Raw genomic sequence first — 22,686 nt, 5'->3', positions numbered from 1 at the left:
TCATTTATTGATTACCCGAAACTATTCTCCTGTCTGTCGGCCTGAAATACCAGGATACCACAGTAAGCACCAGTAATAACAATGCAGGGAATATTTCACTTACCGGGTTACCCGATGCAATATGCGAAAATATAGCTCCCGACATTACAAAGAAAAAACCAGCATAGGCCCATTCTTTTATCAAGGCAAATTTAGGGATAAGTACAGCCACCACACCTAAAATTTTCCAAATGCCTAACAGCGTCAAAATATAATCGGGATAACCCAAATGTGCCAGGCTGTCTGCTCCTCCGGCACCGGCCTTTGCTTTCAATAACTGTACTGCGCCTGTTGATATCATGCCTAAGGCCAGCCACAATGTAGCTATCCAATAAATAATTCTATTTCTTTTGGTCATGATAACTTATTTTAGTTTGTTTACAATATCCTGTAAGCGGTTATGCGCCATGTTGATGCCATAGGCAAATGGTAATTTCAGCATTTGGTCTCTAAGCTCCACCGATTCGTAAATGGAGTGGATAGTTAATTTGCTGGTATCGGCGGTAAGCTGTTCAAATTTTAACAACTCAAGCTGTACGCCAAAAGGGGCGTTTCCCATTTCAAATGTTCGTGTTATCTTTTGGTTGGGCGTAAACTCGTGGATCACACCATTAGCGCTAAATACCACGGTACCCTGCTCATTCGTGGTTTCAAATTGCCAGCCGCCATGTTTTTTGTTTTCCAGCTTAATCACTTTAGTCCCCATCCATTGCTCCACAATTTCCGGATCGGCATAGGCTTTAAAAAGTAATTCGAGGGGTAAGTCAAATTCTCTTGTAATAGTTAAGTCCTGTTTGCCCGCTTCGGCATTAACCTTGGTTTTGTGTTCCATATTATTTGTCTTTATAGGTTTTCATTATATTTTCTAATTTATTAAAGCGTTCTTCCCACATCAGGCGGAATGGTTCAATAAAATCGGCTACCTCTTTCATTTTTTTTGCGTTTATGTGATAATGGATCTCCCTGCCGTTTTGCTCCTGTTTAAGCAATTCGCACTCGGTGAGTATTTGCAGGTGTTTTGAAACCGTAGGCCGGGCGGTGTCAAAGTTTGCAGCTATAGCTCCTGCAGTTAACGATTGCGAAGCAACCAGTAACAATATAGCTCTCCTAGTAGGATCGGCTATGGCCTGAAATACATCTCTTCTTAAATTCATTGTGTAGCTATTTGACTACAAATATAAATGTAGTTATTTAACTACGCAAATGCTGGAGTGATTTTTTTTGATTTTGTCTAGAAATTAGTCATTAGCAACTTTTTTATACCTTTGTTTAGAATAAGACTAAATAATGATCAAGGTTCTTCTGGCAGATAATCAGCGGCTCACCAACGAAGGGGTAACATCAATGATCTCCGGTATGATTGACATTCATATCGCAGGAAACGCCCGTCACGCTGCCGAATTGGAACAAATGCTCATAAAGATCAGGCCTGAGGTTATCATTATCGATCCTGATTATAACCATCGCTTTACCATAGCAGATTTAAAAGAAATTGTATCACGGTTTGATTTTACCCGCATTTTGGTGCTCACAAACAGGCAAAGCCGGAATAAGGTGCTTGAAATAACAAATGCAGGCATAAAAAACATCGTATTTAAGGAGTGCAGCCGCGAAGAATTAATACATGCCATCTATACTGCAGCTAAAGGCGAGCAGTTTTTTTGTAAAGCTACGTTCGAAACACTTTTCGGTAATAAACTACTTCCCGAAAAAGAGCATAATGCCTTTCATCTTCTTTCTTCACGCGAAACAGAACTTATTCGCCTGATAGCCGAAGGAATGACCAACAAAGAAATTGCCGAAAAGCTATTCCTCAGCGTTCATACCATCAAGACTCATCGCAAAAACATTATCAAAAAATTGGGATTTACTTTTAAAAATACAACCGAGCTCGCTTTGTTGATCCAGCAAGATAGATTTATTTAGACCAATTATAAATTACCCCCAAGGGGGTATTGTCCCCTACTCACTCAGCGCCTACTTTTGTACCGAAATAAATTTATACACAACACTATATATTATATTATGAAAAAATCTCTTCCTATACTTTGTACATTATTTGCCGTATTATTTTTTGCAGCAGCGTGCAAGAAGTCGTCGAACGATGATACAACTCCTACGTATGATGTGCCGACTACCTATAATTTTGCCAACGCAAATTTTGCCGACGCCACAACCCGTTTGGGTATGCTTACAGAAATAGGTAACCTTACCAGGTTAGCAACATCCGGTGCTATTGACGGGCCAAGAATTAAAAACATGTTAACCAACACCGGTGCACCGTTTACTACTGCTGCCTACAATACATCAGGCATCCAGTTAAATGATCAGTTTGCTCCTGCTTTTAAAACTGATGTTATCAGCTTTATTGACAGCCTGGTAAAAGTTGCAGCTGCCGGTACTACTGCCAGCCGTGGCGTGCAGGGTGTGGGTGCAAGTTCGGCTTCACCAACGTCTAAATATGCCTTATCCGGTTTAGGGGTAAACTATGCACAAGTAATTAATAAAGCTGCAATGGGCGGTTTTATTACTTACCAGGAAGTTACCATTATGAGCAATATCTCTGGTTATGATAATACAACTGTAGTTAACGGTTCAACCGCAATGGAGCACGCCTGGGATATGGCTTTTGGCTACTGGGGTGTACCTATCGATTTCCCGACCACTAAAACCGGTGCTAAATTTTGGGGCAGCTATACTTCACAGGTTGACTCAGGATACAAGGCCAACAAAATTTTAATGGGCGCTTTCCTGAAAGGCCGTGCAGCTATCAGCCACAAAGACAGCAAAACCATTACCGAGCAGGCTGCTATCATCCTTGATGTTTTTAACAAGCTTAACGCTGCCGGTGCTTTGCAGGAAGTACAGGAAGCTAAGGCATCAATAAGCGATAACATCGCCCGTAATAGCCGCATGTCCGAAATGTACGGATTTGTATACGCTATAAAATATAACCCTAAACGTACTTTAACCGATACACAATACAATAACTTGTTAGGGATGTTCCCGGTTAGTTTATACGACCTTACACTTACCCAGCTTAACGCCCTCAGGGATGCAGTAGCAAGCCCTTATGGTTTTGATGCAGTGAAAGACATTTTGTAAACAGTAAATAAATAACATTAAACCTGAACCATCCGCGCTTAAATCGTGCGGATGGTTTTACTATAAAAATACCATCATGCGTAAAATTATCTTACTGGCTTTAACAGCCGCATTTGCAATTGTACTTATCCAGTCATGTAAAAAATCGGGTAGCGATGATAACGGCAGCACCGGTTCCACTTTCGACCGTAAAACCATGCTAACCAACATGAGCACCAATATCATTATACCGGCCTACACATCATATGCCACTGTAACTGCAAGTCTTGATGCTGCGGTAACTACATTTAACACCACGCCAAATGCTGCAAACCTTACGGCGCTGCAAACAGCTTTTCAAACGGCGTACAAACAATGGCAGTCTACCTCAATATTTGAGTTTGGACCAGCCGCACAAGCGCAACTTCGGGTAAATACCAATACTTACCCTGCTGATGTTAGCCAGATCAACAGCAATGTTTCATCGGGCACTTATAACCCGGCATTGTTGGCCAACCTGGCAGCCAAAGGCTTCCCCGCGCTTGATTACCTGTTATTTAACGGGGCCGATAATACCGCTATACTGGCATTATACACTACCGATGCAAATGCCGCCAAAAGAAAAACCTATCTGGCCGCATTATCTGCAGAGCTAAAAACCAATGCTTCAACCGTTTTAAGCGGATGGACCGCTTATAAAACCACTTTTATCAATGCCGACGGAACCGATGTAAGCAGTTCGGTAGGGCAATTATTGAACCAGTTGGTATATGACTATGAGGTTCTTAAAAACTTTGAGGTAGGTATTCCAGCCGGTACACAATCAATGGGTACAACTTACCCGCAAAAAGTACAAGCTTATTATTCTAAAATTTCGGTGCAGTTGGTGTTGTTGCACATCCAGGCCATTCAAAATAGTTACTTAGGTAAAAGCAGCAATGGCGATGGTTTAGGTTTTGATGATTACCTGGTGCAGGCCAATGCCAAATATAACGGCGGCTCGTTAAATGATGCGATCAAGGCACAGTTTACAGCAGCCATAGCTAAACTGCAAACACTAACCGACCCGCTTTCGGCACAAATTATCAGCAGTCCGGCTACCGTAACAGCTGCCTATACCGAGTTGCAAAAATTAACCGTGCTTTTAAAAACGGATGCAACTTCATCATTAGGAATTTTAATTACCTACGGAGATAACGACGGAGACTAAACATGCATACTATAGTGCGGGAAAAATATAATTCCCTGCTAAACGGGAACGTACATATTGCGCCGCTTACTGTTTTAAGGATAGCATTCGGCCTGATGATGCTGATCAGCACGATCCGCTTTTTATTAAAAGGGTGGGTCGATGCTTTTTACATTAAACCGTTGTTCCATTTTACATTTTACGGGTTTGGCTGGGTTAAACCCCTTGGTGCAACGGGGATGTATGCCTTATTTATCCTGCTTATTGCCGCCGCAGTATGTATTATGGCCGGTCTTTTTTACAGGGCCGCTACGGTTATTTTTTTTGTTGGTTTTACTTACGTTGAACTGATAGACCAAACCACTTATTTAAACCATTACTACCTCATCAGTGTAATGTCTTTTTTAATGATACTGGTTCCGGCTAACCGGTATTTTTCGATTGATGTTTTGCTAAACCCGGCCCTGCGTACAACACAGGTGCCCGCCTGGACGATCAATATATTTAAGCTGCAGCTGATACTGGTTTATTTTTTTGCCGGTGTTGCCAAATTAAATTACGACTGGCTCTTTGCTGCCATGCCCTTACGCATCTGGCTGCCCGCCAACAGCCAGTTATTTTTGATCGGTGGTTTATTGACCAGGTTATGGATAGCATACGTATTCAGCTGGTTTGGTGCATTGTTCGATCTGTTAATCGGATTTTTACTTTTCAATACATCAACCCGCAAGCTGGCATACATTGCAGTAGTTGTTTTCCATTTGTTTACAGGCTGGTTCTTTAAGATCGGGATGTTCCCCTATATCATGATCATGGTGACGATCATTTTCTTTTCAGAGAAAACCCATATCCGGATGATCGGCTATCTCAGAAAACTGATCGGCATAAAAAAGCCGGTTGTTACTTCCGATCGTGATTATACGCTTTCTGTAAATCGCCGTAAGGTAATGTACACGGTATTAATGGTACATTTTATTCTTCAGCTGATATTGCCGTTTCGTTATCTGATGTACCCCGATAAATTGTACTGGACGGAAGAAGGCTATCGCTTTTCGTGGCGCGTAATGCTGATGGAAAAAGGCGGTACGGCTTTCTTTCATGTAACCGATCCGGCAACAGGCCGAAAAAGTGAAATCGTCAATTCGCAATACCTTACCCAGTTCCAGGAAACACAAATGAGCACTCAGCCGGACATGATCCTGCAGTTCGCTCATTTCCTTGCTGAAGAATATCAGAAAAAAGGCATTAAAGACCCTGCCGTAACAGTTGAGAGTTACGTAACTCTTAACGGCAGCGGCAGCCGCTTATATATCGACAGTACCGTAAATCTTGCTCATGAGCAGGATACCTTCGGGCACAAAAAATGGATCATTCCATTTAATAAATAATATCATGAAAAGAGCTTTTATATTAATAACCATACTGCTTTCTATAACTTCGTTAACGGCATCGGCACAAACATTTTCCATCAGCGGAAGCGTAAAAAACGTTAACGGAAATGGCCTGGCAGGCGCAACAGTGGTTGTAAACAACACCCGTTACTCAATGGCCTGTGATACCGCAGGGAACTTTATTTTGAAGGATGTACAACCAGGAAACTACACGATTACCATAAGCGCAATAGGTTATAAAGAAACAAACCGCAGCGTGAAAGTTACCAGCGATGTGGTGATGCACATTATTTTAGCCAGTGCCGACAGGCAGCTTAAGGATGTAACCATACAGGCCGGTAGTGGAAATGGTTTTGGCATTACGCGTTTACGGTCGGTTGAGGGAACAGCCATTAATGCCGGTAAAAAAAGCGAGGTTATTGTGCTTGACGATATAGTGGCTAATAAAGGCGCAAACACTACCCGGCAAATTTATGGCAAGATATCAGGTTTAAATATATGGGAAAACGATGGTGCAGGCATACAATTAGGTATTGGCGGGCGCGGACTTAACCCTAACCGGGTAACCAATTTTAATACCCGCCAAAACGGGTACGATATTAGCGCCGATGCTTTAGGGTATCCCGAAAGCTATTATACGCCTGCTGCCGAGTTAACTGATCGTATTGAAATATTACGTGGTGCCTCCTCTTTACAGTACGGCACACAGTTTGGCGGTATCATCAACTTTAAATTAAAGGAAGGCCCGGCGGATAAACCCTTCGAGCTTACCTCGCGCACAACGGCAGGCTCATGGGGGTTTTTAAACTTCACCAACAGCGTTGGCGGCACAGTTGATAAAGTTAAATACTACGCGTTATACCAGCACAAACAAGGCGATGGCTGGCGGCCAAACTCAAACTTTAATGTCAATACCGCATATGCCGGTGTTACTTACTCATTTAATACACAGCTGGCAGTTACCGTACAATATACTTTTATGGACTATCTGGCTCATCAGCCGGGCGGCCTTACCGATGATGAGTTTAAAACTGATCCGCACCAATCTATACGGGCGCGTAACTGGTTTAAGGTTAACTGGAATCTGGGCGCAGTTATATTAGATTATAAAATAGCTGATAACCTCAAATTCAATTCGCGTTTCTTTGTTTTATCTGCGGCAAGGGACGCTGTAGGTAATTTAGAATATATTAACCATTCGGATATCGGCGGTGACCGTAATCTGTTTGTAGATCAATACACCAACTACGGAAACGAAAGCCGGCTGTTATATACCTATAAGCTCGGCAGCAATCCACAAAACCTGTTAGTTGGATTGAGATACTACAAGGGCCATACCGACCGGCAGCAAGGCCTGGGTAGTAATGGGTCGGACGCTGATTTTACCTATGGTTCATCGTCTGCCGACACAAACGCCTACTCGCATTATGTTTTCCCTAACTATAACGTAGCATTTTTTGCTGAAAACATATTCCGCATCACGCCCAAATTCAGCATTATTCCGGGTGTGCGGTTCGAAAACATTATCACCAGGGCTAACGGTTCTTTTGTTTTGGTTAATACCGATATGGCAGGCAATGTTATCTTCAGGAAAGACAGCGTGGATAATAAAAACAGTACCAGGCATTTCGTTATCGGCGGTATCGGCCTTAGTTATTACCAAAACGAGGCTATGCAGTTCTATGGTAACGTATCGCAAAACTACCGTGCCATTAACTTTAACGATCTTAACTCGAGCGTTAAAGGTTTACAGGTTGACCCGAACCTGAAAGATGAGACCGGCTATTCGGCCGATATCGGTATGCGGGGAAATATTACCGATGTGTTTAATTATGACGTAAGCTTATTTGCCATCCATTATGATAACCGCATAGGCAGCGTAGAATCAAGCGATGCCAGTTACAATACCTTTCGTTACCGCACAAACATTGGCCAGTCAATAAGCTGGGGGATGGAATCATTTGCAGAGTTGGAGCTTTTGCATTTGGTCAATAAAGACCCATCAGATACCAGGCTATCCGTTTTTTCAAATTTAGCGCTCATAGATGCTTCTTATACTACAACCAAAAACCACGCTTACGACAACAATAAAGTAGAGTTTGCACCGGATGTTATTTTTAAAACGGGGCTCACCTACCGCCATAAAAAGCTATCGGCAACTTACCAGGCAGCCTATACCAGTGAGCAGTTTGGCGATGCAACCAATGCTAAAATAGCTGCACCCAATGCCATTGTTGGTATTATCCCGACCTATACGGTGATGGATCTTTCGGCCAGCTATAAGCTAAGCCGGTTATTTACACTCGAAGGGTCCATCAATAACCTGGCCGACGCCCGGTACTTTACCCGACGAGCCGAAAGCTATCCCGGGCCGGGTATTATACCTGCCGATGCCCGGAGCTATTTCCTGACATTACAGTTTAAACTTTAATATGACCTATACAGAGCCCTTTCAAAAGAAGGGCTTTTTTGTTGGCTATTAAGCCTATCTTGCCATCGGATTAAAAACGACTTAAAGATTAATCACTTCATAACTTTTTATTAATGCAGGACTAATTTTTTAAAAAGAGATTAGTAACTATGGAAAACCGCAGAGATTTCTTAAAAAAAGCAGCATTATTAACCGGCGCCGCCGGTATGAGTAACTTTTTACCGGCTGCCATTCAAAAAGCCATGGCTATTAGCCCTGCAGCCGGGAGCACCTTTATGGATGCTGAGCACGTTGTTATCCTGATGCAGGAAAACCGGTCTTTTGATCATTGTTTTGGCGCGCTAAGGGGAGTAAGGGGTTTTAACGACCCGCATGTAATTACCCAGCCAAACAAAAATAAGGTTTGGATGCAATCAAACTCAAAAGGCGAAACCTATGCACCGTTCCGCCTTGATATTAAAAATACCAAGGCTACCTGGATGCACTCGCTGCCACATTCGTGGAGTAACCAGGTTAACGCCCGTAATGAAGGGAAATACGACCAATGGTTAAATGTTGAACGCAACAGCAACCCCCAGTTTGCCAATATGCCCTTAACATTGGGCTACCATACCCGCGAGGATATTCCTTTTTATTATGCTTTAGCCGATGCCTTTACCGTATGCGATCAGAACTTCTGCTCGGCGCTGACAGGCACTAATCCCAACCGCCTGTATTTTTGGACAGGCACCATCCGTAAGGAGCAAAACGAAAACTCAAAGGCCCATGTGTGGAACGACGACATGGATTATGGCACCCTTGATTGGACTACTTTCCCCGAGCGACTGGAGGATAACGGCATTTCATGGAAATGTTATCAGAACGAAGTAGCCATTGACTCGGGTTTTATTGGAGAAGAAGATGCGTGGCTATCTAATTTTCAGGATAATCCGCTGGAGTTTTTTGCACAATATCATATTCACCTGCATGAATCGCACACGGCCCATCTGCAAAAAAGATCGGTTGAACTTCCTGTAAAGATCAATGAACTTAAAGCAAAAATAGCAGCATTACCTTCCGGTGATGCAGATACTGATCGTTTAACAAGTCAGCTTAAAAGACTGCAGAACGAGCTGGACGCCGTACACAAGGAGCGAAGCGTATGGACACCGGAAATGGCCGAAAAATTATCAGACAAACAAAAAAGCATACACCGCAGGGCTTTTGATAATAATAAGAACGATCCTGACTACCGCAAAACAGTAGATCTGACATACGATGATAACGGCACCGAAAGAAAGTTAAAAGTACCCGCAGGCGATGTATTGCACCAGTTTAGGGCAGATACACGCGCAGGTAAGCTGCCAACGGTTTCGTGGATCTCGGCTCCCGAAAACTTTTCGGATCATCCTACCTCGGCCTGGTATGGCGCCTGGTATGTGTCAGAAGTTCTGGATATCCTGACTGAAAACCCGGATGTTTGGAAAAAAACGATATTCATTTTAGCCTATGATGAAAATGACGGCTATTTTGACCATGTTCCGCCTTTTGTTGCGCCCCATTCTCATAAAACAGGTACGGGGCAGGTTTCTAAAGGCATTGATACCCGGGCTGAGTTTGTAACGCTTGAACAAGAGCAGGCCAGGAAGGGTTTCCCGGAACCTTTTGAGAAAGAAAGTTCTATTGGATTAGGTTATCGTGTACCCCTGGTCATTGCTTCGCCGTGGAGCAAGGGCGGCTGGGTAAATTCGGAAGTGTTTGACCATACCTCTACTTTGCAATTCTTAGAAAAGTTTTTAAGCAATAAAACAGGTAAAACAATTACTGAGCCTAATATCAGCGATTGGCGGCGAATGATCTGCGGCGACCTTACTTCGTCATTCAGGCCATATAACGGCGAAGAGATACCCAAACCTGCACCGGTAATAAAAGACACATTTGTAAAAGGCATCCATAAAGCAAAATTTAAAAAGCTGCCTGATAATTATAAGTTGCTTACCGCTGATGAGATCGCACAACTTAACCAAAACCCACACCTGTCGCCATACATGCCTAAGCAGGAAACCGGTATAAAACCGGCATGTGCGCTGCCCTACCAATTATGTGTGGATGGTAAGTATAATGCAGATAAAAAACTGTTTGAAATTACATTTGATAACCATACCGAAGTATTCGGTAAAAAAACGTCAGGTTCTCCATTTCATGTTTATGCACCGGGTAATTACCTGCAGGCTAATGCTGATGGTCAAAATTTATTGAGTCCGGTACGCACGTGGTCTTATGGTGTAGCTGCCGGTGATAAGCTGTCAGACAGCTGGCCGCTTCACGAATTTGAAAACGAACACTACCACCTGCAGGTATATGGCCCTAATGGTTTTTACCGGGAGGTTAAAGGAAATAGCGGCAATCCACCTGTAAACATCTATTGTTTTTATGAGCACGGCCCATCAAATAAAGGCCACCTTACCGGGAATGTAATAATACGGATAGAAAATACAGATAAGCGTAAACACACCATCACTTTAACAGATAGCTATAAAGTAAACGGGCTAACCAAAGCAGTGGATGCAACAAGTGATGTCAGCCTGGTGTTAAAACTGGATGCTTCGCATAACTGGTATAATTTCTGCGTTAAACTAAATGGCTATTCCTATTTTGAGGCGCGTTTTGCCGGCCGGGTAGAAACAGGTCGGCCAGGCAAAACAGATCCGCTGATGGGTGGCCTGGTTTAAAGACTGAGAATACCATCAACTATTTTCTAATCACAATCACCACAGGAGTAATGTCAATTACTCCTGTTTGCTTATATCTCCATTTTTGCCAAGCGCAATTCATGATCTTTTCGGTCCAGCAGGAGCGGTTTTACTGCTTGCCGCAATCAGTAGCGACTTATATAGATATCGATTGCATTATTTATAAAAAATAGCTAAAGTTATTTATAGTGCTTTATTATTTTCCGCATCGGTTGTTTCTTTTATTACAAAATGCTATAAAAGGCTACATTTTCAGAATATTTACTCATTTAAACGAATGCTATATTATAGATTATTAGCACATAATAGGCGAGCTTGACATTAATTTTATCTAAAATGATATATTATTTAATTTATTTATTGCAATCGATTGCTTTTTTCAAAATGCTTATTTACATTTGATTAACTAATTACAAACCAATTCTTATGAGAAAAAACAACTTCCTGCCGGAAGTAGCCAGAAAGGTTACTTTTGGAGCGGCAATTATTGCCGCTCTTGCAACTTCAACAATGTTTACAGGCTGTAAAAAAGAAAGTGCCGCAGAGCCGGAGCTGGTAGCCGATCAACCTGTTACCTGGCACACCTCGAGTGGTTACGTACAGGACGATGGTAACCGGATAGAGTCTTCCGGTACAAGTGGCGGCTTTTTTTGGCAATGTTATTTTACTACCGGGTCGGCAAGTATAACCCAGGGTTCGGCGGGCAATTTCTCATCTACTTACAGCAATGTGGGCGATGTGGTGGTTGGCAAAGGCTATAACCCAGGCTCGGCCGGAACCAGGGGCTACAACGTTGGTGCGCTTAGCGGCAGCTACAATAATGTCGGCATCTATGGGTGGACAACAAGTCCGCTTATAGAATACTACGTTACCGAATTTGGTTCTGTTGCTACGGGTTCGGTAATAAACACCATAAGTAGCGATGGCCACAATTACAATTTTTACAAACACCAGCAGGTAAACCAACCATCCATCCAGGGCACCGCTACATTTTGGCAATATTTAGATAACTGGGGTGGCTCAAGCAAGGGCGCAAACCATACTGTGACTATGGCAAATCACATTAATAACTGGAAGAGCCATGGCGGACAAGGGTTTGGTAGCTATAATTTGGAAATATTTGCTTTGGAAGCATACGGCGGTAAAAGCGGATCTATAAACGCAACAGTGTGGTAGATTTAATTATTTAACATTTTTAAAACCGGTGGCTAAACAGCCGCCGGTTTATATTCAAAACCACGGGCCGTGCCGGCCTGTAATTATTGCCTGCTTAACATCTCCATGAAAAAATTATTCTTCCTCCTGTTAACGGCCATTGCAGCCGTTGTCAGCTCCTGCTCGCAAAAAACGCCCGATGGTTTTGTGTTGGTTAAAGGCGGAGCCTTTGTAAATACCAGATCCAAGTATTACGACAAACCAGGCACTATACCTGACCTGTATGTAGGCAAATATGAGGTAACACAAAAGGAGTGGGCCGATGTGATGAAAAATAACCCTTCTAAATTTAAGGGCGATAACTTGCCTGTAGAAATGGTGAACTGGTATGATTGTATTGACTACTGCAATAAAAGGAGTATAAAAGATGGCTTAAAACCATATTACAACATTGATAAAAATAAAAAAGACCGCGACGTTAAGAACAATATTGATACCATAAGATGGACAGTGACCATTAACCAGGGAGCGAACGGCTACAGGTTGCCCACAAATGCCGAGTGGGATTATGCAGCAGGCGGCGGCCAGTTGAGTAAAAACTACCTGTACAGCGGAAGCGATAATATAGACGAAGTGGCCTGGTATTGGAAAAACTCGGGTGATAAATATTTATCGGGATCATGGTCGTGGGCTGTGCTGGTAAATAATCACAATAAAACAAAACCTGTAGGTAGCAAAAAACCAAACGAGTTAGGGCTTTACGATATGTCGGGTAATGTAAGGGAGTGGTGCTGGGATAGACACCCAGGCAAAGGAACAGATGATGCTGAAGGGCGAATCTGGGCGGGCGGCGGCTGGCTTGGCGGCGACTTTTGCTGCGTGTCATCATACCTGGCTGCTTATGAAGCGAGCGGCAAGGGGCCCGACCAGGGTTTGCGCATATGTCGGAGCGAGTAAGGAATACCCGGATAAATCAATCCTTTTTTACCCCTTTAATTATGCTGGATAGATGAATAATTAAAGCTATTTCCCTCTCATCAACTTAAACTATTATAAACATTCCATAATATAGATTTCATCTATACCCAATCAAAAAATAAGATAGCGCACCCGCTATCACCATATAGATTTTTCTTAAATTTGAATATAGCCAATCCAATAAATCTATAATCAATATGGAAAATCATACAGATCACACAACCAAGTTGGCCGATCTTAACGATCCGAGCAGCGCAGCTAAATGTCCCTTTTTAAATGGCGCATTAAAACAAAGCGCAGGTGCCGGAACCCGTAACCGCGACTGGTGGCCAAATCAGCTTAAGCTCAACATCCTGCGCCAGCATTCGTCGCTGTCAAACCCAATGGATGAAGGTTTTGATTATGCCGATGAATTTAAGAGCCTCGATCTGGAAGCTTTAAAGAAAGATATTTTTGACCTGATGACTGATTCGCAGGAGTGGTGGCCGGCCGACTACGGGCATTACGGGCCGTTCTTTATCAGGATGGCATGGCATAGTGCAGGTACTTACCGTGTTTCGGACGGCCGTGGAGGTGCGGGCTTTGGTACACAACGCTTTGCCCCGCTTAACAGCTGGCCCGATAATGCCAATCTGGATAAAGCGCGTTTACTGCTTTGGCCCATTAAACAAAAATACGGTAAAAAAATATCCTGGGCCGATCTGATGATCCTTACAGGCAACTGCGCTATAGAATCGATGGGGTTGAAGCCCTTTGGTTTTGGCGGTGGGCGCGCCGATGTTTGGGAAGCAGCCGAAGATATTTACTGGGGTTCGGAAAAAGAATGGCTGGCCGACAGCCGTTATACCGGCGACCGGGAACTGGAAAACCCTTTGGCCGCCGTGCAAATGGGTTTAATATACGTGAACCCCGAAGGGCCAAACGGTAATCCCGATCCACTGGCTTCTGCCCGCGATATCCGCGAAACTTTTGGTCGTATGGCGATGAACGACGAAGAAACCGTTGCATTGATTGCCGGGGGGCACACTTTCGGCAAAACCCATGGTGCTGCCGAGCCGGGGCCGCATGTTGGGCACGAACCTGCTGGAGCGGGTATTGAAGAGCAGGGCATGGGCTGGCGAAACAGCTTTGGTACCGGTAAAGCAGGTGATACCATTACCAGCGGTATAGAGGGGGCCTGGACAACCACGCCAACTAAATGGAGCAACAATTACTTTGAAAACCTTTTTGGCTACGAATGGGAACTAACTAAAGGCCCGGGCGGAGCGCATCAATGGAAACCTAAAGATAATGCCGGTGCCAATACTATACCCGATGCATATGATCCCCAAAAACGCCATGCGCCGTTTATGCTGACATCGGATATTGCTTTGAGAGTCGACCCGGCTTACGAAAAGATCTCAAGGCACTTTTTTGAAAACCCTGCTGAATTTGCCGATGCATTTTCGCGTGCCTGGTTTAAGCTTACCCACCGCGATATGGGCCCGCGTGCGCGTTACCTTGGCCCGGATGTTCCGGCCGAAGAATTGATCTGGCAAGATCCTATCCCGGCAGTTAGCTATCAGCTGATCGACGGTAATGATATTGCCGCATTGAAAGGTAAAATATTAGCTTCGGGATTAACTGTTGCTCAACTGGTATCAACCGCATGGGCATCGGCATCAACTTTCCGCGGCTCCGACAAACGCGGCGGGGCTAATGGCGCACGCATCCGGCTTGCACCGCAAAAGGATTGGGAAGTGAATAACCCGGCCCAACTGGCAAAAGTGTTATCAGTGCTTGAAAGTATCCGCAATGAATTTAACAGCACTCAATCCGGCAAACAGGTTTCTCTTGCCGATCTGATCGTGCTTGGTGGAAGCGCAGGTATTGAACAGGCGGCGAAAAATGCGGGCCACCAGGTAACCGTACCTTTTACACCCGGCCGTACCGATGCGTCGCAGGAGCAAACCGATGTAGAATCGTTCGAAGTAATGGAATCGGGTGCAGATGGGTTCCGCAACTATATAAACGCCCAGCACACCAGTCCGGCAGAAGCAATGCTGGTTGATAAGGCACAGCTATTAACCCTCACTGCCCCCGAAATGACCGTATTGATAGGCGGCTTGCGCGTATTGAACACCAACTTCGATCAGTCGCAGCATGGTGTATTTACCAAACGCCCGGAAACGCTTACCAACGATTTCTTTGTGAACCTGCTTGATCTGTCGACCGCCTGGAAGGCTACTTCGGATGCGCAAAAGATATTTGCCGGTTCGGATAGGAGTTCGGGCGAGATCAAATGGACCGGCTCTCGTGTCGATCTCATCTTTGGCTCCAACTCCGAATTAAGGGCCATTGCCGAAGTATACGCCTGCGCAGATGCTCAAGACAAGTTTATACATGATTTTATTGCAGCCTGGACCAAGGTAATGAACCTCGATCGGTTTGACCTGAACTGACCGTGATCGGTTTTTCATGAAGCATATTATATCAGGCCCCCGACTTTAGTTAGGGGCCTTATTCTTAATATTATATCGTTTATCTGCCATTTGCTAAAGTCATTATTAATAAATACATTTATTTTTTAGCGTAGGGTATTTATCAAAATCATCATCATATCAATTAAGCGGAGAGTGATCTGTGAAAAAAAAGATATACATTTCTTCTACATTTCGTGATCTGGCCGCTTATCGCCAAAAGGCGATAGAAGCGATCCAATTCCTGCTGGACTATTTTGCCCTGGTACGGATAATGGAATATATGATGCCGGGCTCAAAACAGCCTATTTTAACAGAATGTCTTCAAAACGTAGATGATTGCGATATTTATATTTTGATCATAGGAAATAGCTATGGCACCATTGAAAGCGGGACCGGGTTATCATACACCCATAATGAATACTTAAGAGCTAAAGAAGGTGATAAGCTGGTGATTGTTTTAGTTGCCGATGATACTTCAAATGATTTAGCCAATATTGCGGGGGATAGCGCCGTTGGTTACGAAAGTTTTAAAAACCTTGTTACCAATGAAAACTCCTACTTGAAATTTCGTAGCCCCGATCATTTTGTAAGTCAGCTGCTGTTAGCGCTATACCGGCCTTCGGATCAGAAATGGGATTTGCAGGACAATGTTAAGCTTAAATGCGATCGCTATCCGCAATATCTCGGCTTTAGAAGTTCTTTGCATCCCGATCAACTGAGCACTTACATTATACTTTGTAAAAATCACGACAAACCGGCATATTTTGCCGACCGCATTGCGAAGTATGAAATAGGCCTTGGAAAAGAATATCTTCAATACATAAAACCGGGTTATATACTCGGGTCGTCTAATAACTTTGAATCACAAAGACTCCGGTTCATTACACACCTTTCGGCCAAGTTCATAGCACCTACTGACCCCATACCGTCGAATATAACAGAATGCCTCAAAACGCTCACAGCCAAAAAAGTGAATAATCTTTTTGTCCATTTTTATATGGATAAAAACGATGCGTCGGACAAAAAGACGCTTCACATGATTAAACGATTATGGGAAGAGTTTGACCAGGCTTGTAAAGAGTTAAAATTTAAGGCCTTTTTAATCTTGGCAGTTATATTTCCTAATGAAGACGCTATTGACGAGAGTTTAATTAAAAGCTTACGTCATAAAGCAATAACCGTGCTTGACCCCTTGCCGTTAATTGGCTGCGATGAAATAGAAACCTGGTTAAAAGAGTACGTAACAGATCAAAATGTTAGCATAAATAAAGTACAGGATTATTTATTTGATAAAAAGACCCAGTACAACATGGATGAGCTTTATGATAAAATGGATGAACTATATAACATAATAAGTTAACACAATGGATATTAAATTAAAGGATATTTATTTTAACGACAGCCCGGAGAAATATATCCCCATCCCTGATCTTGTTAAAGCGCTGGAAGTTGCCTATGCTTTAAAAAAGCCTTTGCTGATCTCGGGCGAACCGGGAACAGGCAAAACCACTTTTGCCAGATGGGTTGCAAAAACATTGGAGCCGAAGGGGTTTTATGGCGAACCATTGGTTTACAATACCAAGTCTTCAAGCGTGGCAACCGACTTGCTGTACTATTATGATGCGGTGAGCCATTTCAGGGAGAACCAGATCTTATCAAACGTAACGGTAGTAGCACAGGAAGAGACTATTGATAATGATGCGGCTATGATGCCCGGAAACACCGTCAGCCGTACTGCCGGCATTATTGCTTCGGATGTGCAATCGGCTAAAACAACGGTTGATTTTATTGAATTGAAGGCCTTAGGGCTCGCTTTTGCACATGCTACCGGTTTAGACTCGGCAGGGCAGTTTCATTCTCTTTTTAAAAAGTGTGGTGTTGCACCTTTTGGATATGGTGCCGTGGTATTGATAGACGAGATCGATAAAGCGCCGCGTGACTTTTCAAACGATCTTTTAAATGAACTGGACCGGTATACATTTGAAATAAAAGAGATCAATAAAGTTATTAAACTAAATGAAAGCCAGCGTAAAAATCTGATCATTATTATGACCAGCAATTTAGAAAAAAGCCTTCCCGAAGCTTTTTTAAGAAGATGCGTTTACTACCACATACCTTTTCCAACGGATGAGGAGCTTTCAAAAATTGTGATGCAACGCCTCAATTTTGATCAGCACGAATATCAATATGTATTATCAAAAGCAAAAGAGTTTTTAACTATCCGCTCCAACGAAAACCTATACAAAAAACCATCTACGGCCGAATTTATTGACTGGGTAAGAGTGCTCCATGAGGAAGTGAATATGCTTCGCGAACCGTTGCTTGCAAACGATGGTTCGATCATTTCCGGCTCTCCTGTTTTAAAATACCTATCTATTTTATTAAAACGGAAAGAAGACATCCAGTTGTTTTTGAAAAGCTATTAGCTATATGCCCGCAATTTCTAATAATAAAAACTCACCGGGTGCCCGTACCGTAACCGAACTTTTGTTTCTCGGTTTAATAAAGGCGCTTAAAAAAAAGGGTTTTGTTATTGATGCGACCGCCATTGCAGAGTTTATAGCCCTGTTTAACGCTTTCCCGGATTTAGAAAAACTCAAGTTTTATTTAAGTCCGATAGTATCAAAAAGCGGGGAAGAACAAGAGTTGTTTTATGAAATTTACGACGAATGGTTAAACAGCCAGAAGGTTAGCGATCAGATTACCCCCTCACCCCAAAAAATCGCCAAAAAAGACCTGCATAAAAATTATATACTGAGGGTTTCTGCAATTGTAGTAGCTGTTTTGGTATTGATCATTGTGTATGCAGTAATAAGGAGCCATCGTCAAACCCACGATGTTAAACCTAAAAAGTCTGATACTACAGCCAATGTTAACATCGACCCATTTCTTAATCGGGTTAACAACACCCCAGCCCCGCGCCAAAACGGCAGACCTGCCGAGAAAACTGCTGTGCTGACTGGCTGCCCTATCCGGGTTACCGTTGTTTCAATGCCCGACAGAGATTTGGATAACAGGATAAATGCCGGCAAGCATGTCAATCCGTTGCCAGTGGCGGTCTTATCGGGTGCACTTACTTTTATTGTTTTTTTTATTGCCTATTTTTTTGCTGTAAATAAGCGGAAAGAGCTATTAACCAAAAAGGAAGCGGTGCTAAGCTCCGGCGACTATACAGCGCCGCTCGATATTCCGTTTCCATGTAAAGAAAGCTTTATTTATGAAGAACCATCTTTAATTAAAACTTACAGGCGGCTTAAGGATAAAGTTGAAAACGAAACATACCATCTTGATATTCCAAAAACGATCAATAACACGATCAGTAATTATGGCCTTTTTACACCTGCTTTTAGCCAAAAGGCCCAGGATCGCGAATATCTTATTGTAATAGATGGCGATGGCCCCTTTGACCAGCAGATACAGCTTTTTAATTACCTGGTCAAGATATTTACCCGCGAAAATATTAAGCTAACCTGTTGTTATTTTTATGCAGATACTGATCAGCTTTATTTCCACGGATCTTCTTCTTCCTTAACCTGGGACCATGTAGCGCAATTGTATAGCGAATGCGTATTGATCATCATCAGTAATGGCCACCGGTTTCTAAATAGCGGCTTACCGTTAATTGAAAAGAATAAAGAAACCGAGTTCAGAAAATGGGAAAACCGGGTTTTGGTTACACCTATCCCCTCGCTCGATTGGAAATCAAAGGAACAAACCCTCAGTAAAACCTTTCACATTATACCTGCCGATCTTGAAGGCTGGCTATTGCTTTTGCAGGTTATAACCGGCGAAAGAAGGGCGGCAGATATCCGGCGTGAACACCAGGTGTATAGCTGCAGCCGGGTTGATTTTGAGGATGTACAGCAATTGAAGAAGTATCTCGGAGATGATGACCTTTTTCAATGGGTTTGTGCCACAGCAGTGTACCACCGCATCAGGTGGGAGATAGTGATCGAGATAGGCACTAAGCTTTTGAGCCATAAAGATGTTTTGTTTAAACTCAATTATTCCAACCTGCTCAAACTATTCAGGATAGAATGGATGAAGGATGGCGTTTTCCCAACCGGTACCAGGATATCGCTGCTAAAAGAACTGTCTGTTGAAAATGAATTGCTGGCAAGAAAAGCAATGCTCAAAATGCTCAACCATTCGGATTTGCTGCTCAACAAAAACAGCGTGGCCTATAAAGAAAAAGCGATTGAAAGCTATTCCAACAAATTCATGCTGTATGCCAACAACCCGGTTGAGTTTAAGGCATTTGAAGATGATGCGGATACCTTTTTATCATTATGGCAAAACGGGCACATTGCAGATACCGCATTTGAAGTTTATGTAAAAAACGACAAGCAGGAATGGAACACCCCGGTAAAGTCTCTTACACATGCCGCCGGCCCTGTAAACCTGAACAACTATATAACTGAAAGAAACAGCATCTTCAGGACATACTTCAGTTTTGACCGTTTGCTGCAATTATTATTATGCTTGTTGATAAACTTTGTTTTGCTGCATATCATCGTATATAATTTCCAAAAAGACCTCATAGTAACCGGCGTTAATAAAAGGGTTGCATTTATAACAGATGCCCCAGCCCCCCCGATGGTAAGAATTAGTATTCAGGCCGATAGTATTTTTGAAGCCGTACTAAAACAAAACACATTCAATAAAAAAGGGCCTGGTCCGTTTAAAGTTATCTATGAAAGGGGTGATACTACCGAAACCGAAACTTATGATCCTTTCGTGATACAGCGCCATCCTTTCATATCCCAAAATGCCAATGTTTCTCCTGGTCGTTTTTGTTACGATTTTTCTTTCCCGGTAACTGATTTTTATAAACAGCACAAAAAAACCGGTAAAATAGAGATCGATATTTTAAACCAAAAATTTATAAACCAGGTACCGCTCAATTGCGATCAATATTGGGTGGTTTTTGATCAGCCTGATTGTCAGTTAGACCTAAGCCCGAGTGATAGTTTTAAACGTTAACAATAATGATCTCCGGATAAAATATTGTCAACCACTGTAAGTAAATAATGTCAATTATAAGTGTTATAATATATTAGTATTAACCGATATCCTGTTCAAAATCATATCTTTAAACAGGTAAACCGCTTATCACTTTGTCGCCATGAAAAAACTACTCACCCTCGCCCTTATTTTATTATCAATCACTTTAAGGGCGGCCACTCCTAAAGACAGTTCGGAAATCAAGGTCGTAGCTGCTTACAAACTGGGAACTAAAGAAACCCGGGTTGAGCTGTTTGATATTTTAGTGGTACGGGTAAAGGGTTTCCAAAACCTGGTTAATAAAATTAATGTTGCGGGCGGCGCCAATCACGAGGTGCGACTGTTTTTAGACGGCCGCCAGCTTGATGCCCTGCCTGCCATTGTAGGCGAACCTAAGAATGACGAGGGCGAATTACAGTTTAAACTGGAACGCAACAAAGCTAACGATGCTACCTGGACCGAGTTACTGGGCTCGCCCAATGCGCGTACTTTTTTTGTACGCCCTATGGAGGTAAGCATTGGTTTCGATAAATCGTACGCAGAAAACAGCGTAGCCAAAATAGATTTTATACGCATTGAAGAAGAGTGGTTTTACGCCTGCGATGCCGGGTTGCTGGTATACTTTATCATCCTTATTTATTGCGGTAAAAAATCCAACTTATTACGCAACCCCGGCGTTGATCTGAGCGCCTTAAATATCACCGAACAACCCGGCACGCTCACAACATACAGCCTTGGTAAAGTGCAGATGGCTTTTTGGTTTTCCATTGTTCTGATTTCGTTTTTATTTATCTGGCTCATTACCGATAATTACGATCTCATCACCCCCGGCATACTTGGTTTAATAGGCATAAGCGGCGCCACGGCTCTGGGTGCAATAGTTATCGACGCTAATAAAAGCGACGAAAGCATTAAGCAAATTATCGAATTACAGCAGCAGCAAAACACCGTATTAGCCACGTTGAGTAATTTAAGGGCCCTTGATCCTCCGGGCCCTGCAACAGCCGGTGATATTTTATTTAACGAAAACCTTAATCAACAGATCACCAAAAATATCGAACGCCATTTAAAAACACTGCAGCCAAAAACAAAAGGCTTTTTGCTGGATATTTTAACCGATGTTAACGGCTATAATTTTCACCGGTTACAAATGTTCACCTGGACCATCGTGCTCGGTGTTGTGTTTATTTATTCGGTCTGGTCATCATTAACCATGCCCGATTTCTCATCAACCATGCTGGCTGTTCAGGGCATTACCGCCGGTACTTACTTAGGCTTTAAATTTCCCGAAAAACAAGCGTAGCTATAAAATACGGGCGTTACTGCACAGCGCTTGCGGGTATCCGCTATGCTTACCGCATTGGGTAATACCCGTGCTTTATTAAATCGCGTTCCATTTTTAAAACTGCAACTCATTGCCGGGAGCATAGTCGGTTTTCACGTGGCCGATGCTTTTAATTTGTATCACCGATCAATTTCATGCTTAACCATAAATCATCACGATCATGAAAATTCAAAAATTAAAATTCACCGCCATTGCAACATGCTTTTTACTGGCAAGTATGCTGCTTTCTTTTAACAAAGCCGTTGCACAAACCACCGCAGACAAACTTGCCCATATAATGATGGATAGCCTTGCTTATCTTAAATTAACCGATCAGCAAAAAAGCCAGGCTGCAGGTTTTAACAAAACAGCGGCTGCATCACTTGTTCAGTTAGATGCCAAAGCCCAAAAAGATACATCGCTACACGGTAAGGCACTTGCACAACAGGTAGTTGGCATAATGAAACAAAGAAATACTTCCTTAAAAGCGATACTTACACCCGAACAGCAAAAGTTGTACAAGGACCATAAAGCACAGCAATTAGCCGACCTGCAAACCAAAGTAATGACAGCGCAGCTGGGGCTATCGCCCGACCAGGTGCCTAAGGTTTATAGTGTAAACCTAAAATCGGCTCAGCAAATGGCAGGTGATATGGGCGATCTGAAACAAACCACCAGCAAATTCCAGAAAATGGGAGCGGCCCAGGCATTACAATCAGCTTCTGCCGATAAGCTCACAGAACTGAAGAAGATATTAAGCCCCGATCAGTTCACTAAATACATAAAATATGCCGAACAAATGAAGTCGGTGATTCAACAGATCAGGGGATAATAAATTCACCTTTTTGCAGCCAAAATACCGGGGACATAGGTATTCTTCGGTATTTCCATAATATC

General features: G+C 42.9%; 17 protein-coding genes. 14 read left to right on the top strand and 3 right to left on the bottom strand.

Features of this window, described 5'->3' with window-relative positions; all coding sequences use genetic code 11:
- Positions 1 to 4: 4 nt before the first annotated feature.
- The 3 genes from ACFGVR_RS06780 to ACFGVR_RS06770 are packed head-to-tail and all read right to left on the bottom strand — an operon-like array spanning position 5 to position 1,193.
- The gene (locus ACFGVR_RS06780; RefSeq protein ID WP_448701965.1) at positions 5 to 397 is read right to left on the bottom strand and encodes a DoxX family protein; all 393 of its coding nucleotides are present in this window, start codon (positions 395 to 397) and stop codon (positions 5 to 7) included.
- A 6-nt stretch (positions 398 to 403) separates the two neighbouring features.
- A complete protein-coding gene (locus ACFGVR_RS06775) occupies positions 404 to 871 on the bottom strand; it encodes an SRPBCC family protein (RefSeq protein ID WP_448701964.1) in 468 nt (155 codons plus the stop codon).
- Between the two features lies 1 nt (position 872).
- On the bottom strand, positions 873 to 1,193 hold the full coding sequence (locus ACFGVR_RS06770; RefSeq protein WP_448701963.1) for an ArsR/SmtB family transcription factor: 321 nt from the start codon (positions 1,191 to 1,193) through the stop codon (positions 873 to 875).
- A 133-nt stretch (positions 1,194 to 1,326) separates the two neighbouring features.
- Between ACFGVR_RS06770 and ACFGVR_RS06765 the strand changes: the two genes are divergently transcribed.
- The 14 genes from ACFGVR_RS06765 to ACFGVR_RS06700 all read left to right on the top strand — a co-directional run bounded on the left by ACFGVR_RS06765 (position 1,327) and on the right by ACFGVR_RS06700 (position 22,621).
- The gene (locus tag ACFGVR_RS06765) at positions 1,327 to 1,965 is read left to right on the top strand and encodes a response regulator transcription factor (protein ID WP_448701962.1); all 639 of its coding nucleotides are present in this window, start codon (positions 1,327 to 1,329) and stop codon (positions 1,963 to 1,965) included.
- Between the two features lie 99 nt (positions 1,966 to 2,064).
- Positions 2,065 to 3,144, top strand: a complete 1,080-nt coding sequence (locus tag ACFGVR_RS06760; protein WP_448701960.1) for a DUF4856 domain-containing protein — start codon at positions 2,065 to 2,067, stop codon at positions 3,142 to 3,144.
- A 76-nt stretch (positions 3,145 to 3,220) separates the two neighbouring features.
- Positions 3,221 to 4,333 carry an imelysin family protein gene (locus ACFGVR_RS06755; RefSeq protein WP_448701959.1) on the top strand — a complete coding sequence of 371 codons (1,113 nt, stop codon included), beginning with the start codon at positions 3,221 to 3,223 and terminating at the stop codon, positions 4,331 to 4,333.
- A 2-nt stretch (positions 4,334 to 4,335) separates the two neighbouring features.
- Positions 4,336 to 5,700, top strand: coding sequence for an HTTM domain-containing protein (locus ACFGVR_RS06750; protein ID WP_448701958.1), 1,365 nt, complete (start codon positions 4,336 to 4,338; stop codon positions 5,698 to 5,700).
- 4 nt (positions 5,701 to 5,704) lie between these two features.
- Entirely contained in the window at positions 5,705 to 8,134 is a 2,430-nt protein-coding gene (locus ACFGVR_RS06745; protein WP_448701957.1) for a TonB-dependent receptor domain-containing protein, read from the top strand.
- Positions 8,135 to 8,283: 149 nt separating this feature from the next.
- Entirely contained in the window at positions 8,284 to 10,845 is a 2,562-nt protein-coding gene (locus tag ACFGVR_RS06740) for a phosphocholine-specific phospholipase C (protein WP_448701956.1), read from the top strand.
- 447 nt (positions 10,846 to 11,292) lie between these two features.
- Entirely contained in the window at positions 11,293 to 12,042 is a 750-nt protein-coding gene (locus ACFGVR_RS06735) for a glycoside hydrolase family 11 protein (protein ID WP_448701955.1), read from the top strand.
- Between the two features lie 105 nt (positions 12,043 to 12,147).
- Entirely contained in the window at positions 12,148 to 12,978 is an 831-nt protein-coding gene (locus tag ACFGVR_RS06730; protein ID WP_448701953.1) for a formylglycine-generating enzyme family protein, read from the top strand.
- A gap of 218 nt (positions 12,979 to 13,196) precedes the next feature.
- Positions 13,197 to 15,440 carry a catalase/peroxidase HPI gene (katG, locus tag ACFGVR_RS06725; RefSeq protein WP_448701951.1) on the top strand — a complete coding sequence of 748 codons (2,244 nt, stop codon included), beginning with the start codon at positions 13,197 to 13,199 and terminating at the stop codon, positions 15,438 to 15,440.
- Between the two features lie 181 nt (positions 15,441 to 15,621).
- Positions 15,622 to 16,821, top strand: a complete 1,200-nt coding sequence (locus ACFGVR_RS06720) for a DUF4062 domain-containing protein (RefSeq protein WP_448701950.1) — start codon at positions 15,622 to 15,624, stop codon at positions 16,819 to 16,821.
- 4 nt (positions 16,822 to 16,825) lie between these two features.
- Positions 16,826 to 17,887 (top strand): AAA family ATPase, encoded by a 1,062-nt coding sequence (locus ACFGVR_RS06715; protein WP_448701949.1) that lies wholly within the window; start codon positions 16,826 to 16,828, stop codon positions 17,885 to 17,887.
- A 4-nt stretch (positions 17,888 to 17,891) separates the two neighbouring features.
- Positions 17,892 to 20,444, top strand: coding sequence for a hypothetical protein (locus ACFGVR_RS06710; protein WP_448701948.1), 2,553 nt, complete (start codon positions 17,892 to 17,894; stop codon positions 20,442 to 20,444).
- A gap of 142 nt (positions 20,445 to 20,586) precedes the next feature.
- Complete coding sequence (locus tag ACFGVR_RS06705; protein WP_448701947.1) at positions 20,587 to 21,768, top strand: hypothetical protein; 1,182 nt, start codon at positions 20,587 to 20,589, stop codon at positions 21,766 to 21,768.
- 202 nt (positions 21,769 to 21,970) lie between these two features.
- Positions 21,971 to 22,621: a hypothetical protein gene (locus ACFGVR_RS06700; RefSeq protein ID WP_448701946.1), complete on the top strand. Its 651-nt coding sequence runs from the start codon at positions 21,971 to 21,973 to the stop codon at positions 22,619 to 22,621.
- The last annotated feature ends 65 nt before the right edge of the window (positions 22,622 to 22,686 follow it).

Source organism: Mucilaginibacter aureus (assembly GCF_053514885.1).
The sequence above is the reverse complement of the archived record's forward strand: the minus strand, read 5'-3'. Positions and strand labels throughout refer to the sequence as shown.

Bases quoted from the DNA above. Each gene is read 5' to 3' on its own strand.
- ACFGVR_RS06780 (WP_448701965.1), bottom strand. From the start codon at position 397: ATGACCAAAAGAAATAGAATTATTTATTGGATAGCTACATTGTGGCTG.
- ACFGVR_RS06775 (WP_448701964.1), bottom strand. From the start codon at position 871: ATGGAACACAAAACCAAGGTTAATGCCGAAGCGGGCAAACAGGACTTA.
- ACFGVR_RS06770 (WP_448701963.1), bottom strand. From the start codon at position 1,193: ATGAATTTAAGAAGAGATGTATTTCAGGCCATAGCCGATCCTACTAGG.
- ACFGVR_RS06765 (WP_448701962.1), top strand. From the start codon at position 1,327: ATGATCAAGGTTCTTCTGGCAGATAATCAGCGGCTCACCAACGAAGGG.
- ACFGVR_RS06760 (WP_448701960.1), top strand. From the start codon at position 2,065: ATGAAAAAATCTCTTCCTATACTTTGTACATTATTTGCCGTATTATTT.
- ACFGVR_RS06755 (WP_448701959.1), top strand. From the start codon at position 3,221: ATGCGTAAAATTATCTTACTGGCTTTAACAGCCGCATTTGCAATTGTA.
- ACFGVR_RS06750 (WP_448701958.1), top strand. From the start codon at position 4,336: ATGCATACTATAGTGCGGGAAAAATATAATTCCCTGCTAAACGGGAAC.
- ACFGVR_RS06745 (WP_448701957.1), top strand. From the start codon at position 5,705: ATGAAAAGAGCTTTTATATTAATAACCATACTGCTTTCTATAACTTCG.
- ACFGVR_RS06740 (WP_448701956.1), top strand. From the start codon at position 8,284: ATGGAAAACCGCAGAGATTTCTTAAAAAAAGCAGCATTATTAACCGGC.
- ACFGVR_RS06735 (WP_448701955.1), top strand. From the start codon at position 11,293: ATGAGAAAAAACAACTTCCTGCCGGAAGTAGCCAGAAAGGTTACTTTT.
- ACFGVR_RS06730 (WP_448701953.1), top strand. From the start codon at position 12,148: ATGAAAAAATTATTCTTCCTCCTGTTAACGGCCATTGCAGCCGTTGTC.
- katG (WP_448701951.1), top strand. From the start codon at position 13,197: ATGGAAAATCATACAGATCACACAACCAAGTTGGCCGATCTTAACGAT.
- ACFGVR_RS06715 (WP_448701949.1), top strand. From the start codon at position 16,826: ATGGATATTAAATTAAAGGATATTTATTTTAACGACAGCCCGGAGAAA.
- ACFGVR_RS06710 (WP_448701948.1), top strand. From the start codon at position 17,892: ATGCCCGCAATTTCTAATAATAAAAACTCACCGGGTGCCCGTACCGTA.
- ACFGVR_RS06705 (WP_448701947.1), top strand. From the start codon at position 20,587: ATGAAAAAACTACTCACCCTCGCCCTTATTTTATTATCAATCACTTTA.
- ACFGVR_RS06700 (WP_448701946.1), top strand. From the start codon at position 21,971: ATGAAAATTCAAAAATTAAAATTCACCGCCATTGCAACATGCTTTTTA.